The sequence below is a fragment of the Cohnella faecalis genome, from assembly GCF_003570905.1.
GTDB classification, from domain to species: domain Bacteria; phylum Bacillota; class Bacilli; order Paenibacillales; family Paenibacillaceae; genus Cohnella; species Cohnella faecalis.
In genome coordinates this window covers 1,109,422-1,125,745 of record NZ_QXJM01000039.1, presented here as the reverse complement: position 1 = coordinate 1,125,745, position 16,324 = coordinate 1,109,422, and the positions used below count along the sequence as shown (strand labels likewise).

At 56.3% G+C, this 16,324-nt stretch carries 16 protein-coding genes; 4 read left to right on the top strand and 12 right to left on the bottom strand.

Translation table 11 applies throughout. The features are described 5' to 3' along the window. The 11 genes from D3H35_RS18075 to D3H35_RS18025 all read right to left on the bottom strand — a co-directional run bounded on the left by D3H35_RS18075 (position 1) and on the right by D3H35_RS18025 (position 9,633). Positions 1-447 (bottom strand): phage tail protein, encoded by a 447-nt coding sequence (locus D3H35_RS18075; RefSeq protein ID WP_233567984.1) that lies wholly within the window; start codon positions 445-447, stop codon positions 1-3. Positions 448-456: 9 nt separating this feature from the next. Beyond that, on the bottom strand, positions 457-711 hold the full coding sequence (locus tag D3H35_RS34225; RefSeq protein ID WP_119151210.1) for a DUF6760 family protein: 255 nt from the start codon (positions 709-711) through the stop codon (positions 457-459). Then, a complete protein-coding gene (locus tag D3H35_RS18065) occupies positions 651-1,031 on the bottom strand; it encodes a phage tail assembly protein (RefSeq protein WP_119151211.1) in 381 nt (126 codons plus the stop codon). The genes D3H35_RS34225 and D3H35_RS18065 overlap by 61 nt, the downstream gene beginning before the upstream one ends. A gap of 233 nt (positions 1,032-1,264) precedes the next feature. Continuing rightward, positions 1,265-1,699, bottom strand: coding sequence for a phage tail protein (locus D3H35_RS18060; protein ID WP_119150622.1), 435 nt, complete (start codon positions 1,697-1,699; stop codon positions 1,265-1,267). 141 nt (positions 1,700-1,840) lie between these two features. After that, the gene (locus D3H35_RS18055) at positions 1,841-3,550 is read right to left on the bottom strand and encodes a phage tail sheath family protein (protein ID WP_119150621.1); all 1,710 of its coding nucleotides are present in this window, start codon (positions 3,548-3,550) and stop codon (positions 1,841-1,843) included. A gap of 122 nt (positions 3,551-3,672) precedes the next feature. After that, on the bottom strand, positions 3,673-4,527 hold the full coding sequence (locus D3H35_RS18050) for a hypothetical protein (protein ID WP_119150620.1): 855 nt from the start codon (positions 4,525-4,527) through the stop codon (positions 3,673-3,675). A gap of 103 nt (positions 4,528-4,630) precedes the next feature. Next, positions 4,631-5,116: a DUF4255 domain-containing protein gene (locus D3H35_RS18045; RefSeq protein ID WP_233567983.1), complete on the bottom strand. Its 486-nt coding sequence runs from the start codon at positions 5,114-5,116 to the stop codon at positions 4,631-4,633. A gap of 109 nt (positions 5,117-5,225) precedes the next feature. Further along, entirely contained in the window at positions 5,226-7,421 is a 2,196-nt protein-coding gene (locus D3H35_RS18040) for an ATP-binding protein (protein ID WP_119150619.1), read from the bottom strand. A gap of 17 nt (positions 7,422-7,438) precedes the next feature. Continuing rightward, on the bottom strand, positions 7,439-8,812 hold the full coding sequence (locus D3H35_RS18035) for a GAF domain-containing SpoIIE family protein phosphatase (RefSeq protein ID WP_119150618.1): 1,374 nt from the start codon (positions 8,810-8,812) through the stop codon (positions 7,439-7,441). 32 nt (positions 8,813-8,844) lie between these two features. Next, a complete protein-coding gene (locus D3H35_RS18030; RefSeq protein ID WP_119150617.1) occupies positions 8,845-9,177 on the bottom strand; it encodes an STAS domain-containing protein in 333 nt (110 codons plus the stop codon). 21 nt (positions 9,178-9,198) lie between these two features. Next, positions 9,199-9,633 (bottom strand): ATP-binding protein, encoded by a 435-nt coding sequence (locus D3H35_RS18025; protein ID WP_158594171.1) that lies wholly within the window; start codon positions 9,631-9,633, stop codon positions 9,199-9,201. Positions 9,634-9,855: 222 nt separating this feature from the next. Between D3H35_RS18025 and D3H35_RS18020 the strand changes: the two genes are divergently transcribed. Then, on the top strand, positions 9,856-11,199 hold the full coding sequence (locus tag D3H35_RS18020; RefSeq protein WP_119150615.1) for an ABC transporter substrate-binding protein: 1,344 nt from the start codon (positions 9,856-9,858) through the stop codon (positions 11,197-11,199). 93 nt (positions 11,200-11,292) lie between these two features. Next, entirely contained in the window at positions 11,293-11,949 is a 657-nt protein-coding gene (locus tag D3H35_RS30375; RefSeq protein WP_147355883.1) for a hypothetical protein, read from the top strand. Here D3H35_RS30375 and hrpB read toward each other — a convergent pair. Beyond that, positions 11,886-14,408 (bottom strand): ATP-dependent helicase HrpB, encoded by a 2,523-nt coding sequence (gene hrpB, locus D3H35_RS18010; protein WP_119150613.1) that lies wholly within the window; start codon positions 14,406-14,408, stop codon positions 11,886-11,888. The genes D3H35_RS30375 and hrpB overlap by 64 nt on opposite strands. 159 nt (positions 14,409-14,567) lie before the next feature. On the opposite strand from hrpB, the gene D3H35_RS18005 reads away from it, so the two are divergent. Both D3H35_RS18005 and D3H35_RS18000 read left to right on the top strand, forming a co-directional pair. Next, positions 14,568-14,969 carry a hypothetical protein gene (locus D3H35_RS18005; RefSeq protein ID WP_119150612.1) on the top strand — a complete coding sequence of 134 codons (402 nt, stop codon included), beginning with the start codon at positions 14,568-14,570 and terminating at the stop codon, positions 14,967-14,969. Positions 14,970-15,579: 610 nt separating this feature from the next. Further along, positions 15,580-16,065, top strand: coding sequence for a hypothetical protein (locus D3H35_RS18000; protein ID WP_119150611.1), 486 nt, complete (start codon positions 15,580-15,582; stop codon positions 16,063-16,065). Positions 16,066-16,324: the final 259 nt, after the last annotated feature.

Here is a 16,324-nt window from a genome sequence, read left to right as displayed (position 1 = left end):
TCAAGCGTGGAAAATAGCTTTTATACCGTTGTGCACAAGCTCGATCGTCTCGATCGCCACTTCGCTGGATGCGGCTTGCAGCGTCGGACCCGACCACTTGACCGGGTACGCGTCGAAAAAGTTCCACCGGCAAAGCTCGCGGCCGTCTTGCTTGTACAAAATAATCGATCCGCTCTTGCGCTTCAGCGCCCCGCGCGAAGCTTGATCGTACCAATTCCACAGTTCCTGCGAGGACGAAATGCCGCGCTTCAGAACGATCGAAGGATGCCTGATCCCTTTGGGAAGCCGGTGTACGAAGCCGTTGTTGCCGCCTTCCCGTATTTCTTCGTATTCGGTTTGCGCCTCGAGGCCGAACACTTCCGAAAATCCGGCTACGAGCATGGAGTCCAGCTCGACGACAAAGCGGAACGCTCCGATCACATCATGGCTTACTGCGTTAACGGTCACGTTCCGTCGTCACCTCTTTCCGAATACGTCGAAGACGTTCTGCTTGCTCTCGGGCTCGTCGTTCAGCTTGCGGTTGATTTTCGATATTTCTTCACACCACCTGCGGCGTTCGCGGTGATCCATGTTCATGACATCGTCGTGGGGCCAGTGAAAATAATAAGCGATGAAGCCTACTTCCTCGTAGATCCGGTCTGCCGGATAACCTACGAGTGCCCCTCCGTTACGGACAAAAAATCGACTTCCACCTCGAACTCGTGATCGCATTTCGGACATGCCGTATGAAGCTTCGGCGGCTCCATCTCGTTGATATGCCGGTACAAGCTTTGGAGATATGTCAAATCGGCCGTGAATAGCTTCTCGATTGTTCTCGTATCGATGTGTCTCAAATCTCCGAGCTTGGTAACGACTCTTGCCAACAAAATGACGGACAAATACCCCGGATTGGACTGCACGCGAGGATCCTTCATCGGCAAAATCTCGTCCGCAGCCGTCGCAAGACGCATGACGCCGCGCTTGTGAAGCGTGCCCTGCTCGTCGACATATCCGCGCGGGAGCTCGAACTCGTATTCCGTTTGAAATGCCATTGTCGTATTGCCTCCTTGTTTCATCAATAACGTTACCGGGTAACAATACTTGAACCCCGACTTTCGAGCATCTGCGGTTACCGATTCCAGCGTCTGCAAGCACGGTCGAAATAGCGTTACCCCGTAACGGTATTGCAAATCCTAACGCTCCGGCAAAAATTGAAGCAAAGGAGGCTGCACCTGATGAGAAGGGACAGCCTCTTTTGCCGGTGCCCCCCTTGCGGGGCGGCGGATTAAGCGGTGCGGGTCATGCCTTCGTGCGCAAGCTCAAGCAGCTCGATGGCGACTTCCGCGCCCGAACCGTTGAAGCTCGGTGCCGTATAGCGAGTCGGCCAAGCTTCGATGACTTGCCAAGTAGCGACGTCTCCGCCTTCTTCGTCGATAGCGATGATGGTGACGGTTTTGCGCTCTACCGTGCCGTTGACGCATTCTTGCAGCCACTCGTACAGCTCCACCGACTCCGTCGCGCCCCATTTGAGCGTGATGTTGCCGTATCGGGCAAGGCCCGGAAGCTTGCGGGGCGTAATAACTTCATTGCCCTCGCGGTATTGCACGACGTCGAACGAAGCGTCGAATCCGGCGACTTCGCTGAATCCGGCTTGCTGCAGTCCTTCGATTTCCACGCGGAATCTAAAATTGCGGTACGGATCATTACGTTCTCCTGGCATGGGTATCCCCTTCCGTTCAATATCTTGGGCCCCGAGCGATCTCGGGCGCCGAAATGGGTGAACTGCGCTAGAAGGAGCCGACTATCGCCGGCTCTTCTTCCAAGCGATTCGAAAGCTAGTATTCGAGTCCGAAAAGACGGTCTATTCCGAGCCTGTCTTCTGCGTAATGCGGAAGATTACGAACTCGGCCGGTTTAACCGGAGCGACGCCGATGACGCAAATAAGGCGCCCGTTGTCGATGTCGTCCTGGGTCATCGTGCTGCGGCCGATGTCGATATAGAATCCTTCGGCCGCGCTCGTTCCCATCAAAGCGCCGTCGCGCCATACGCGAGTCAGGAACGCGTCAATCGTACGTTGGACGCGCGCCCACAGCTGCTCGTTGTTCGGTTCGAACACGACCCAGTTCGTGCCGGTCTTGATCGACTCTTCCAGGAAAATGAACAAACGGCGTACGTTGATATATTTCCAAAGCGGGTTGGAGGATACGGTGCGAGCTCCCCATACGCGAATGCCTTGGCCCGGGAAGGAACGGATCAGGTTGACGCCCTTCGGGTTCAAAATGTCTTGCTCGCCTTTGTTGTATTGCACGTCAAGCCCTACGACTCCGCGAAGAACTTCGTTAGCCGGAGCTTTCTGCACGCCGCGGGACGTATCGGAACGGGAGTAAATGCCCGCTATCGTGCCGGACGGAGGAACGAAGATGTTCCGTTTGTCGAGCGGATCGAACACGGAGAGCCACGGGTTGTACAGCGCCGCGTAGCTGGAATCGAACAGGTCGCGATGCGTAAGAACGTCGGCTACCTTCGTCTTCTCGCGCGGAATATCGAGAACCGCGAAGCGGCTGCCCAAGTTCTCGCAATGAGCGACGAGCGCAAGCTGAACGTTGGCGTCCGTAACGCCCGGAACGGCCATTATGCTGACGACGTCGTTGTCGATGAACGCCTGAATGCCGGTACGGCGGCCCGGGCCGCGGTCTTCGCCCATGAAGTCGGATGCCGCGATGCTTCCTACCGTGCCGTCGCTGCCGCCGCCGAGAACAAACTCAAGCTTGCCTTCCGCGACTCCGGTCACCGCTTCGAAAGGAGCGACTGCGCCTTCGGAAACGATTAGCGATTGCACCTGAACCAAATTGGAACGGGCAGCTACTTTGTCGACGTAGGACGGCGCTTCCGGGTTCAGAGATACTTTGTCGAACTGCTCGACTTCGTCGCCGAACGCGACGATCAGATCGAACTCGCTGGTAGCCAGCAGCTTGGTCGGCAGCAAAGCTGCGTCGACGACATCGCCGTCCAGCTCTTCCGCAAGCTCGATGACTCCGTCTTGCACGCTGACGATGCGGTTCCACTGCGTGTCGCCGCCGGATGTAAACGTAACGACGTCACCCGCGTAGAAACCGTTCGTGCTTTTTACGCGGTAGCGAGTGCCGTTCGCTTCATAGATTTGAGTCTTGGCTTTGCTAGCCGGCGTAACGACGACTTTCACGAGGCTGCCCCATGCTCCGGGGTTTTTGGCGACGATGCTCAGAGCTTCCGCTCCGCGCCCTTCATTGGATGCCGCTTTCGCGTCCGAAGGAGCAACGCGCATGACGAAGCAGCGGGAACCGCCGTTCGCGAAAAACTGATCTACCGAATAAGCCAAATAGCGATAGCTTCCAAAAGCGCTCTCGGACAAATAGCCTCCGAATTGGCGCTGGAAATCGGCCGGGCTCGTTACCAACTGCGGCAACCCTTCTACCGGCCCTCTTTGAGCGAGCCCTATAAAGCCCGCCGTGCTTGTGCTTACGCCTTCGAGCGGTTTGGAGCCGCTCTCGAATTCCTCGACGTACACCCCAGGAGACAAATACTCTGCCATGTTCCCCGGTTTCTCCCTTCATGCAGCCGGATGATCGTCCTCTAGCTCTTAGGTGCGCGCATGTCGGGAAAACCAGTTCCTCCTCTCTGAATTTAGGTTTATCAAATCGCCGACTCGATCGGTCAGGCCCTCAAGAAGACGGGTCCGTCATCCAACCGGCGTAACGCACAATGAATGATGCTTACAGTCGGACGGGAGGGAGCCTCGTTACATTGCCCGCTTCCATCGTCCATACGTCCGTAAAGCGCCTGTCTCCCGAAGAGATTTCCACGCGAACCTGACAGGTCGGCGGAAGCTGTCCGCGAAAAGGAACGATAACGAGTCCGTTCTCGTCGCTGCGGGTTCTTACGGCCGGAGCAGCTTCGCACCCCGGCTCCATACGCCGGATAACGGCCCCCCAGCAGCAAACGGTTGCCGCTTCCGTCGATCCCGTCGACGAAGCCCCATTCTTCAGCCGTTCCGGTTCGTTCCCTCAACACGAAGGAATCGCCGGAAGACAGCCTGACGCCGCCGGGAGCGACCAGAACGGCTTGCGCGCCCCGCTCCGTCTTCTCTTCGGCCACCCGGCCGCGAATGGCCGCTTCGTCATCGATATAAGCCGATACTTCCGCACCCGGGACAGCGTCGCCGGCTGGGTTGCATACCGTAAATACCAACCCTGTCGAAGCCGCCGGGGGCGGATACGCCCTGTTCGGAAGCATGCTGACGGTTACCGTCGGCATGCGCGGGTCCAATCTCGTTAAGTCCAAGGTCCGACGAACTTCCAAATATGTAGGAGAGCCGATAACCAGCGTGCATGCGGAGTCTGCAAAGTCTAGAAAAGCATAGCTTCCGTCCGACGTCTGCACCGGCTTGCGGCCGGTTTCGAGCAGCCGCACGGTTAGCGATGATCCTCCGGGCGGTCGCCCCGTCCACGAATCGATCGGTCTGACCGCCAGCGAGCAGCGGGTTACGAACGTTCGCTCCGCGCGCGTCACGAACCTTCGCCTCCTTTGTCCCGCAAGGTGATGTGCCGTTCGACGACTCGCGGTCCCGGCTTGACCCTGTTCGAATCGAGAAGAACCGGCCCGACGCGGTACATCAGAGAAAGCTTGTAAGGGCTGTCCCGAACTGCCACAGCTGCGTCATCTGCTCCGTGGTGTAGCTCTCGGCGGTAATGCGCAGCTCCTCGTTGTTCTCGGACAACGTCCCTTCCAAATAAGGGCTGCGAAGAACGGAGTTGTCGTACAGAACCTGCATCGCCCGCCCCAGGATCCGATGCTCGTCCAGCGTCCGCGTATGAAGATCGGCCGTGGAATGAGCAGTGACCATGAAGTGAAGATCTACCGCAAGCGAAGGGTATCTGAGCACCCCTCCTTGAGGCACCATCTCGGTACGTCTGGATTCCCCATTCTCTCGAATGCTGCACAAGAAAAGGGACAGCGCAAAGTCGCCTTTGTCGACCGGCGAAGCCATGCCGATCAGATCGGGTCTTGGAACCGGATCGGGCGACAACTGCTCTCTCAGCAGCTTCAGCAAGCTGGCTCCGACGTCCGCGACGACGGTATAACTGCCGATCGGTCTCACCTCTCTCTGCAATCGGCATAATACGAGAAAATCTCGTATTTTTCGCCAATATGTCCATTATACCTGTAAAAATTCTGGGTGACTATCCAAATGTTTCAGATGCTCCTTACTAATACGGAGCGAACGATTCCTTGACGAGAATTTTCCCCATCTTCACCAATTCCTGACGCGCGGAACGGACCAGATGGCTCATTCCTATCGGCTTGTCCTCGGCTGCCGCGAGAAACGCTCCGGCCAGCACGATGTTCTTGATATAGCCCCCCGAAACGTCGAGACGGGAAGCCAGAAACTCCAAATCCAGATCTTCCGACAAAGGCGCCTCCGGCGGCAAATGGGCCCGAAAAATTCGCGCTCTCTCCGTCGCGTCGGGAAACGGGAACTTGACGATAAAGCTCATTCGCCGAATGAGCGCCTCGTCCAAATTCTGTATCAGGTTCGTCGCGAGAATGGATACGCCGTCGTATGCTTCGATCCTCTGCAGCAGATAAGCCGCTTCGAGGTTGGCGTACTTGTCGTGCGCATCCTTCACTTCCGTCCTCTTGCCGAACAGGGCGTCTCCCTCGTCAAAGAACAGAATCGCTCCGCTGTGCTCCGCCTCCGCGAACAGCTCGCTGAGCCGCTGCTCCGTCTCTCCAATATACTTGCTGACGATTCGCGACAGGTCGATGCGATACAGCTCCAATCCCAGCTCCGCCGCCACGATCTCCGCGGACATCGTCTTCCCCGTGCCCGGAGGTCCGGCGAACAGCAAGCTAAGTCCTCTGCCGTACGGCAGCTTCCGGCCAAAGCCCCATCTCTCGAACACTGTTTCGCGGTGCCGAAATCGGCTGCAAGCTTCCTGGAGCAGCGACAAAGGCTCGTCCTGCAGCACAAGATCCGCCCATGAGCGGGCAGGCTCGATACGATCGGCCAATTGGGCGAGCCGGTGGCGGAATTGTCCTCGCGATGCGGCGTCCAGCTCTTCCGGCGTCGGAACGCCTCCGACACCTGCGGCGAAAGCGGCAGCTTGCTGCCAGGCGTCGGCGATCTGACCGGGCGTGAACCGGTATTTGTCAGCCAGCTTGCGATCCAGCCCCTCAGGCCATTCATGCCCTTCCGGAGCTTGCGACAGCTCCGCCCCCCAGAAAGCCGCCCGGATGTTCGCTTCCGGTACGGCGACCTCTCCGGCCAGCCAAGTCGCTCTTTCCGGCAAAGGAAGCTCGGAGGGCTGGCGGCGAACGTTAGACGTCCAAGATAACAACGGTCGGCGCGAATAAGCGGCGTAAGCGCTCAGCGCTTTTTTCCACTCCGGTAAATTCGCAACCTCAGCCCCGCTCGATGCGTGCTCTTCCGCGACGCACAGAGCCGCGCCGGTGAGCAACGCTTCGCGTACGACGCGATGCAGAGCTATCGAGACCCGTTCGGAGTCGGACGGTACGCCCTCCGTCCGGACGACGAGCAGCCGCTGCCCTCGGGAGGCGGCTGCATAGCGCATTCTCAGCTTTTTGCCGCCGCCCGCTTGCCCCCACAAATGAACGAAAGGAACCGAGTCCCCTTCATTCCGCTCGGCCAATGCTTGAAGTCGATCGCGCACGGCGTCTTTCGAAGGAAGCGGCGGAAGCGCATCCTCCGGCTCGAATCCCGATGCTATTCCGGCTAAGCGGGCGTCGATCCTCTCCGTTGCAAGCAAAAAGCTGACGGTGCGCTCGTCAAGCTTTAGAGCGCTTTTGAGTCGGGGACGGGACAGCGAAGCCCCGCCTCCCCCATAAGTATCCTCCTGCTCCAACAGCAACGCTCGGAGCGGTCCGCTGCCCGCAAGCATCTCTCTGACCGCCGTCGCCTGATCGGGGCGATCGCACAAAAGACGGACCGCCAAATCCGGAGTCGGCCATTTGGCGGTTGCGTCGTCATTTAAGTAGGAGAACCATTTTTCGTAGGACCTGCTCGTCTCCGCGGCCAAGCACAGAACGACACACCGCCGCTCAAGCACGGTCAGGCGAAGCCGTCCGCACAGCTGTGCCAGCGGCAGGGATACTCCGGCGCGCATCGCGGCTTCCGCCCGAAGAGCGATCGCTCTCTCGGCGGCTTGCCTGCGCGAGACGGCTTCCTCCCAGCGGCTCGCCCCGTCCTCGCGTGCGGAAAACACCGTTCCGTCGGCGGAAGGATCCGCAAGCTCTTCCTTCGAGACGACAAGTCCTCTTACCGAAAAAAACGCCGGATCGGCCAGAGGCTGACCGCCGCCCGCTTCCAGCAAAGACTTCAACGCCTCGTTCAACCATGCCAGCTCGTCATGCAAATGCTCCTGTCCGTTCCGATAAGCGGTCATTTCCACGAAAATCCTCCTTATCGGCGCATCAGGCTAAGCACGGCGATATCGTCCGACTGCGGCGCTCCGTCCGCGAACATGAAGACGTGCATCAGAAGAGCGTCGATGACCTCCGCGCTCGACATTCCCGGAGTCATCTCCAAAAACTGCTGCAGTCTCTCTACGGTATACTGCTCCTGAACGGCGTTTTCCGCCTCCGTTATGCCGTCGGTGTACAGCAGCAGACGGTCTCCGCTGCCCAGCGTAAGCTTTCCGTCGTGATAGACCGACTCCTCGAACGCCCCTAGAGGCAGACTCTTGCGAAGCTTCACCGGTTCGATCGCCCCGCCCGCGCGCACAACATAAGGCGTGCAATGGCCGCCCTCGCTCATGACGACTTCGCCCGTCGCTACGTTGAACACGCCGCAGACGATAGTGGCGAACAGCGTCATTTCGTCGCGGGACAGCTCCTCGTTGACCATGGTCAGCAGCTCGCCCGGCGACATCCCCGGTCTCATCTTCCCTTTCAGCAGCGTCAGCGTTACGGCCATGAACAATGCGGCCGGAATCCCTTTGTCCGACACGTCTCCCAAAGTGAAGAACAGATGCTCGTCATCGATTTTGAAAAAGTTGTAGAAATCGCCGCCGACTTCCTTCGCCGATTTCAGCAAGGCGCACACGTCGTACGGCTCTTGGGCGGAAGGCATCGTTCTCGGCAGGAAGCTCATCTGAATGCCCCCGGCGACCTGCAGCTCGCTCTCCAGCCGTTCCTTGATCGCCGTCGTCATTCGGAGCGCCTCGAGAGACTGCTCGACCTGCTCGTACAGACGGGAGTTCTCGAGCGCGACCGCCATCGGACCCGCCACTTGCTCGAGAAGAAGCCGATCCGTGCGGGTGAAGCCTCTTCGACCGATTTTATTGATGACTTGCAGCACGCCTTCCACCCGATCCTTGTTCCTTATCGGAACGGTCAGCAGGTTGCGCGTAACGAACCCCGTCTTATCGGCGACGCGGCTCGACCATCTCGGATCGGACGACGTATCGTTCACGATGACGCTTTCCCCGGACTTCGCGACTTGTCCGGCAATGCCTTCTCCCGACTTCAGGCGAATCTCGCGAACTTCCTCGCCTTTGTTGCCCTGAGCAAGCTCGAAATAAAGCTCGCCCGTATCCGGATCCGCAATGAGCACGGAAGCCGCCTCCACCGGCAGCACCTTTTTCGCGCTGTTCATGATGAGCTCCAACTGATCTTGCCGTTTCAACGTCGAGTTCAGCTGCATGCTGATATCGAACAACACCTGGGCTCTGCGAATGCGCGACCGAAGAAGCCCGTACGTCGCCGCCGTCCCGATCCCTAATCCCCCGATTACGCTCGCCGCCCACAGGACGGGCAGGAGATTGCCGCTCATCATGCTTCACCCCTCATCTATAGAAGCGTTTCCCGTCAAAAAAGGGATAGAGCCTCATCCGTTCCCGCCGCCGTCTCCAAAATGCTCAAAAAGCCCGACATTTCGAAAACGTCCCGCACCTGGTCGCTCATGCCCGCGCAGATGAGGCGCCCTTGCAGAGACCGCACCTTTTTGGCCGCTACGAGCACTACCCGAAGACCCGCGCTGCTTATATAAACCATATCCTTGAAATCCAGAACGAACCGGCTGCGTCCTTCCGCCGCCAGCTTCAAAAAAGCGCTCTCCGCTTCCGAAGCGTGAATGCCGTCAAGACGGCCTTCGATCGCCATAACGGTAACTCCGCCGCTCTCTGTCGTCACGATATTCATTAATGGCACCTCCGCCTATTGCTAGTACGTTTTGCGCAACCGAATCCGATTGCGTCCTCCCGGCGTTCTCTCGTATTCCATGCTGTCCACCAGTTGCTTGGCAAAATAGACCCCTAGCCCGCCGATCCTTCTCTCGTCCACGCCGAGAGTAATGTCCGGATCCTCGCTCTCAAGAGGATTAAACGGAACTCCGCCGTCCTCCAGCGACAATTCAATGAAACCGGCCGCCGCATGCACGGTCATGACGATTTCCTGTTCTCCGCCTCCTGGGAACCCGTACGAAATCGTGTTCGTCAGCAGTTCCTCCGCCGCAAGCGTCAAATCCCGTATGATCCGCTCCGGCCATGCCGAACGAGCCCCTATTTCTTCAAGGGAGACATGCAGTCGCTCCAAATCGGCAAGACGGTTCGATAGACGTACGAGAGACGTATTCCATTCCTTCCGATGCTCGTCCAAGCCGGCACCCCGCCATTCGTCTTTTTCGTCATCATTCGCGGATTTTCCACTTCTTTCATCATAGCATAGAAGAAGGAAGTACGAGAATACCGGGAGCTTCGAATAGATAGAGAGAGGAATAAAGTTTTCGTTTTTCTAAATTTAGATATTTTTGGAACGGTAGAGGGCGGGGCGCGTAAAACTCATGTGGAGATTTTTGCGAAAATAGGGAGAGACGCCAAAATGAGTGGTAGATCAAAATGGATCGGCGGATTGGCCGCAGTGCTTCTGGCAGCGGTCGTTACGGGATGCGCCAACGACAAGAAAGTGGAGCTTGATCCGGAGACGATTACGGTTCTCGTCGTCGATCAAGGTACGAGCGCCGCCGGCGTCAAAGTGAACGAGCTGATGGAAAAAAGCAAAGCTTATACCGAAGAAAAAAATAAGGGATTAACAGTCAATCTCGTGAAAGTCGCTACCGACCAATACTTGGACAAAATCAAAGAGCTGAAGCCCGATGTGTTCTGGATTCCGCCAAGCCAATACCGGGATTGGGACAAGGAAATCGGCCTACTCGATTTGACGCCGCTGATGGAGCTTAAGGGAGTGAACGTGGACGACTATTTTCCCGAGTCTCTCTCCGCGATAACGATGGATGGCGATAAAAGGTGGGGTTTGCCAATCGCCGCCTTGAACTACTCGATCGGCTACAGCAAGATTTGGTTCGACAACGCCGGGCTGGCTTATCCATCCGAAGATTGGACATGGGAGGAGTTCGCGGCTGCGGCGGCCAAGCTGAAGGAGGCGAATCGCGATAGGGCTCCGAACGGATACGGGGCGATGATTCCGCTCTATCCAGACATCCTGGAGCCGCTCGTCTTGAGCCGAGGCGGAAGCCTTGTCTCCCCCGACGGAACGACTGCGGCGGGCTATCTCGATGGGGAGCCTGCGGCAGAGGTCATCGATTGGCTCAAGAAGCTCATCGATGATGGAACGATTCCTTCGTTGACGTTCGGCCCCGAGATGGGTACCGCCTTCGAGAAGATCGGAGCGGAGACCGGAATGGCTGTCAGTTCAATGCCTATCCTGATTGAGCATTTCAAGAAAAGCGGTCATCCGGATCAGTTCGGCATCGTCAACTTCCCCAAATTCCAGGATGGCGTCAGAGCCAACTCGCCTTCCGTGACAGCGATCGCCATCTCCAAAAATAGCGAGCATGCCAATGCGGCTTGGACATATATCTACGAAAGCACGATGGAAGACAATCCGGTAACACGGGAATTTTTCGGACTGGGACTTAATTTGTCGAAGAAGGTGTACGAAAAACTCGCTTCGACTGCCGAGCCTTACGTCTCGATCGGATATCGTGACCTGGAATTTGCACAGAACGGAGCGGCCGCCCGCTTACCGGAATGGCCGGCCGCGATAAACGCCAACTATGCTCAATGGCAAAGCCTGTTCAACGACAATGCCGATTCGCGGAAGACGCTAAAGCAGCTCGCCTCCAACATCGACGCGAATCTGGCCGCCGCACGAACGGCCGCCGAAGAGACGGAGCCCGCCGGTGAGGAAACAGCGGCACAATAAGACAAAAAAACGGACGCAGGGCCTGGGCCTTGTGTCCGTTTTTTTGAGGCGGCTCCGGCGGGCGACATTCGATCTCCGCTACTGCTCGCTGATGTGTGGGACGTCGTACCGTTCTTTCGCCGAATCCCGCTCCTGCGCGCCGATGTGTGGGACGTCATACCGTTCTTTCGCCGAATTCCGCTCCAGCGCGCCGATGTGTGGGACGTCGTACCGTTCTTTCGCCGAATTCCGCTCCTGCGCGCCGATGTGTGGGACGTCGTACCGTTCTTCCGCCGAATTCCGCTCCTGCGCGCCGATGTGTGGGACGTCGTACCGTTCTTTCGCCGAATTCCGCTCCTACTCGCTGATGTATGGGACGCGTACCGTTCTTTCGCCGAATTCCGCTCCTGCGCGCCGATGTGTGGGACGTCGTACCGTTCTTTCGCCGAATTCCGCTACTGCTCGCTGATGAGTGGGACGGCATACCGTTCTTTCGCCGAATCCCGCTCCTGCGCGCCGATGTGTGGGACGTCGTACCGTTCTTTCGCCGAATTCCGCTACTGCTCGCTGATGAGTGGGACGGCATACCGTTCTTTCGCCGAATTCCGCTCCTGCGCGCCGATGTGTGGGACGTCGTACCGTTCTTTCGCCGAATTCCGCTCCTGCGCACCGATGTATGGGACGTCGTACCGCTCTTTCGGCGACCGTCAATGTCCCGGAGGCTTCGCGCGACGGGTCGCTTGCGCTTCCAAAGGGTTGTCGGGCCAATAGTGCTTCGGGTAACGTCCTTTCAAGTCCTTGCGAACCTCGAAGTAGGTATTACGCCAAAAGCTGGCCAGATCGCGTGTTACTTGAACGGGACGCTGCGCCGGAGACAACAAATGGAGCGTTAGCGCTACTCGTCCTCCCCCGATCCGCGGCGATTCGGGAAGTCCGAATAGCTCTTGCAGACGCACGGCTAACGCCGGAGCTTCCGGATCGCTGTAATCGATAGGAATACGGGAGCCGCTAGGGACGTTCCAGTGAGTCGGAGCTTCTTCATCCAGCTCTCTTTTTTTGTTCCAAGAAAGCATCGCTTCCAATATGTCCTTCAGATGAAGCCGTTGCAAATCCCCGCGGCTTTTCATTTTGTCGACATACGGTGCCAACCAGTGCTCAAGCGACTCTGCGAGAGTCTCATCTGAGGCATCCGGCCAGGACGTGTCATGCCGCGCCATAAACACAATTCGCTCCTGAAGCTGCCTCGCCGCCTTGCTCCATGGGAGCATATCAAGCCCTTCCTGCCGAATCGCCTCCAGCAGTTTGTCCCGTACGAGCTCGGGCGGCGGATTTTGCAACGGCGTTTCTTCTAATAAAAGCGCACCGAACATGCGGCGAGAACGAGCGCGAACCGACTGGGATTCGCGATCCCAAAATACAATCTTCTCCTCGGCAATCTGCTCTCCGCAATGCTCGGCCAGTTCCGCCCATTGAACCGGAGCGGCGAGACGAATTCGGCTGTCGGCCCCGACATCGTCCACGTCTGCGGCAACAAGCCACTCCTCCCGCGCCAACGCCTGACCTTCGCGCAGTTCCGCGCCTCGACCGCCGCTGAACAAATAGGCTCCGCTCTCGCGCCTTCTGGCGATCCGGTCCGGGTAGGCGAATGCCAGCAACAGTCCGCAAGCGTCCGTATCCGCTGCATAGGGGCTCACTCGAACTTTTCCATCGCCGCCTATTCCCAACTCTCTGCGAAGTCTGCCAATCTCTTGCGAAATGCGCTTCCGCGTCGCGTCGTCAACAACTGTACCCGATGATGGGATTCCTCGCAGCGCCTCGACACGCAAGCGCATATCCGAGCTCGCCTGTCTCCCGCCGCCTCCTGCGAACAAATCTCTCTCGCCGAGCAGCGCCGCCAACTCGCAAGCCAACCCTCCGAGTCCAAGCGGCTCGGCAGCCAGAATCATATGGGCAAGTCTCGGATGTACGCTCGCTTCCGCCATTCGACGCCCATGACCAGTCACCGTACCATCCGAAGCAAGCGCACCCAAGCGGACTAACAGCTCGCGAGCTTGCTGAACGGCAGGCTTGGGAGGCGCGTCCAGCCATTCCAGCTCCGCCGGATCGTTAACGCCCCAGACAGCAAGCTCTAGCAACAGCGGAGCGAGATCCGCCTCCGTTATTTCCGGCGCGCTGCGCGATGGAAGATGCCCTTGCTCCTCTTCGCTCCACATCCGGTAACAGACTCCGGGCTTAACCCGTCCCGCCCGGCCGCGCCGTTGATCGGCGGAAGCGGACGATACCGGCACCGTCTCCAGCCGGGACATGCCCGTACGCGGAGAAAACCGCGATACTCTCGCCAGACCGCTGTCCACAACAATCGTGACCCCTTCAACCGTCAAGCTTGTCTCCGCCACGGAGGTCGACAGCACGATTTTGCGAATGCCGGTCAGAGGAGGGGCAATCGCGCGGTCTTGCGCTTCAGGCGGCAAACTCCCATGCAACAAATGCACCTCTGTGCCGGACGGCAATCCGAACGAGCCTCCGCGAACAATTCTCTCAACCGCACGAATTTCCGACATGCCGGGAACAAATACGAGAGCGTCGCCGTCATGCCGAGCCATCGCCTCGCGAATGACGCGGGCGATCCCCTCTGCTCGATCCTGCCACTTCTTCGGCACAGGCCGATAAAACGTATCGACGGGAAAGCTGCGCCCTTCGCTTACGACAACCGGCGCGTCGCCAAGCAATCGAGCGACAGGCTCGGCTTCAAGCGTTGCGCTCATAATAAGCAGACGCAAATCATCCCGAAGCAACGCTTGCGTCTGCAAGCTTAGCGCGAGACCAAGATCCGCCTGCAAGCTGCGCTCATGATATTCGTCAAAAATAACGAGGCCGACGCCTTCAAGCGCTTGATCTTCCTGTAACATCCGCGTCAGGACGCCTTCGGTAACGACTTCGATTCTCGTCTCGGGACCGACCTTCGAATCCATCCGAACCCGATAGCCCACCGTCCGTCCGACCGGCTCTCCAAGCTGCCTCGCCATATAGTTCGCCGCGCTCCGAGCGGCAAGCCGTCTCGGCTCGAGCATTATCATTTTACGTCCGCCAAGCCAAAGCTCGTCCATTAGGGCAAGCGGCACTCTCGTCGTCTTCCCCGCTCCGGGTGCAGCTACGAGAACGGCTCCGTTGTGACGTTCTAACGCCTCCTTCAAGGAAGGCAGCGCCTGTTCGATAGGTAATGAGGACAACGTTTCTCCTCCTAATCAGCTGTAAGCAATCGCTTTTCCGATGACCTCACTTTACTTGAATTTGCTTTGGCATACAATCATTCTTGCTATGTGAAAACTAATCGCCGCCTTCCGTAATATGTGGTAATATGTAGAAAAATGTCTCAGGGGGATTAGAATATGGGGTTGTTTGGTCTATTTAAAAAGGACAATAATAGTTTCTTGCAAACCGCGTTGTATCATCTCGAAGGATTGCCAATAGCTGAAAAAGTTTTGTGTACTATCACTTTGATGCCCACGGAATTGCAAATCAGCGGTGGCGGCACGAGTTTTGCGATAGATTTAAACCAGATTCGAAATGCGGAATTTAAAACAGATCGCCAGCCCGCTCCTTCCGGCGGCATTTGGGCAACAAGCTACATGCTTATAAATTATATAAACCTAGAAAACTATCTGTTGTCAGTGACATTCAAACTGGATATAGCGGAAGGGAAGGCTAAACAGATAAAAAACGCTCTGAAGATCGTTGATGAACTGAATCTAAGAAGCCAGAATCGACCGAATATTAAAGTACAGCTATAGTTCTGCCTGCCCTAAATGACGTTGATTCGTTAATACGACTCTACAGGACGATTTAGGGCTTCGGCCTTTTTAACTATTTTTTGTAATACAGAGTGTCCATATATGGCTCTAATCTCTAATCCTGTCGCTAACCATATCTATTCTTCAAAATGTCTCTTAACACTAAATTTTGAATTCCTGCCCATTACGTTTTTCAGCCATTTACTCATAGTAGTTTGACTGTTCGTCTATATCAACAAATTCCAGTTCCTCATTTCTCCATTCAGAAGAAATTTGAGGGGCTTATTTAATTTTCACTTGCTTACCTCTGTTGAATTACTGGATCATTCACCACGTATGTCTACCCGATTGTTTAACAATCCCATCAAAAGATTTCCGGAAAATAGATCGATACGTGACATGCGGGTTATTAATGGATCGAGGCGAATCTTCGTCGACAATCCAATGCCGACCAAAAATAGGAACATTCTAAATATATTAGCTTTAGGGCGCTCTTTGCATCAACCGGAATTCGTTCTCGAAAAAACCTAGCAGAGAAAACCTAGTGTTCTTTCTCTAAATTGTAAAATCGCCTATAATCAACCTATACCAAAAAGGAGGTTTGATTACGTTGTTCAAAAAACTGGCACTCTCTCTCGTTGCAGTAGGTCTTCTTTCCGCTGCACCTCTCGCAGCTGGCATTCCGGCTTGGCAAGCGGACGTTACCCATGCGGCAACCTACGCCTACGGCTACACGAAAATAATCGGCTACTATGACACCATCCCTAACGATTTTCTCGCGACGTACGCTTCTCCGTTCAGAGATTACAAGGAAATCACTTATGTCGGAGGAGCCAAATGGCCTGCCACCAAAAGTCATGTCACGGATACGCGCATTCCCGACGGATGGGTCATAACCGAGAAGGGCTCTCCATACAACCCTTACGCTTACGCTCCTCCAAGCTATTCCACTCTTGTTTGCATCAACGGCGCTCCAAAAGGCACAGTTCTGTGGGTACATCCGACTTCCCGCATCCCAAGCGGATGGGCCATCACAGAAATTAGCGATCATATTTTCCCTGAAAAAAGATCGATGCGGATCGTGCGAGTTAATTAAGGAATTACAAGTAAGCGGAATGTCCAGCCCTTTCGCCCCTACTGGGGCCGAAGGGCTTTTCTCTTTTCTCTTTTCGGGCCATACCGAAATCTTATCTTAAATCAATGACTGCCCTTAATTTATAGCTCTCTTTATCTTGGTCAAATACTGCCCAGGCTCCAAACGATTTATGAAATTGACTATATAAGTTGAACTAGAGCAATTCTTCTTACGTGGAAAGAAATCAAGCTCTTGAGGATGTAGAGAAACGGCTAAAGTC

What these genes read in the sequence shown, in the direction of transcription:
- D3H35_RS34225 (WP_119151210.1), bottom strand. Translation starts at nt 711, where the DNA reads ATGCGATCACGAGTTCGAGGTGGAAGTCGATTTTTTGTCCGTAACGGA.
- D3H35_RS18065 (WP_119151211.1), bottom strand. Translation starts at nt 1,031, where the DNA reads ATGGCATTTCAAACGGAATACGAGTTCGAGCTCCCGCGCGGATATGTC.
- D3H35_RS18060 (WP_119150622.1), bottom strand. Translation starts at nt 1,699, where the DNA reads ATGCCAGGAGAACGTAATGATCCGTACCGCAATTTTAGATTCCGCGTG.
- D3H35_RS18055 (WP_119150621.1), bottom strand. Translation starts at nt 3,550, where the DNA reads ATGGCAGAGTATTTGTCTCCTGGGGTGTACGTCGAGGAATTCGAGAGC.
- D3H35_RS18040 (WP_119150619.1), bottom strand. Translation starts at nt 7,421, where the DNA reads ATGACCGCTTATCGGAACGGACAGGAGCATTTGCATGACGAGCTGGCA.
- D3H35_RS18035 (WP_119150618.1), bottom strand. Translation starts at nt 8,812, where the DNA reads ATGATGAGCGGCAATCTCCTGCCCGTCCTGTGGGCGGCGAGCGTAATC.
- D3H35_RS18030 (WP_119150617.1), bottom strand. Translation starts at nt 9,177, where the DNA reads ATGAATATCGTGACGACAGAGAGCGGCGGAGTTACCGTTATGGCGATC.
- D3H35_RS18020 (WP_119150615.1), top strand. Translation starts at nt 9,856, where the DNA reads ATGAGTGGTAGATCAAAATGGATCGGCGGATTGGCCGCAGTGCTTCTG.
- D3H35_RS18005 (WP_119150612.1), top strand. Translation starts at nt 14,568, where the DNA reads ATGGGGTTGTTTGGTCTATTTAAAAAGGACAATAATAGTTTCTTGCAA.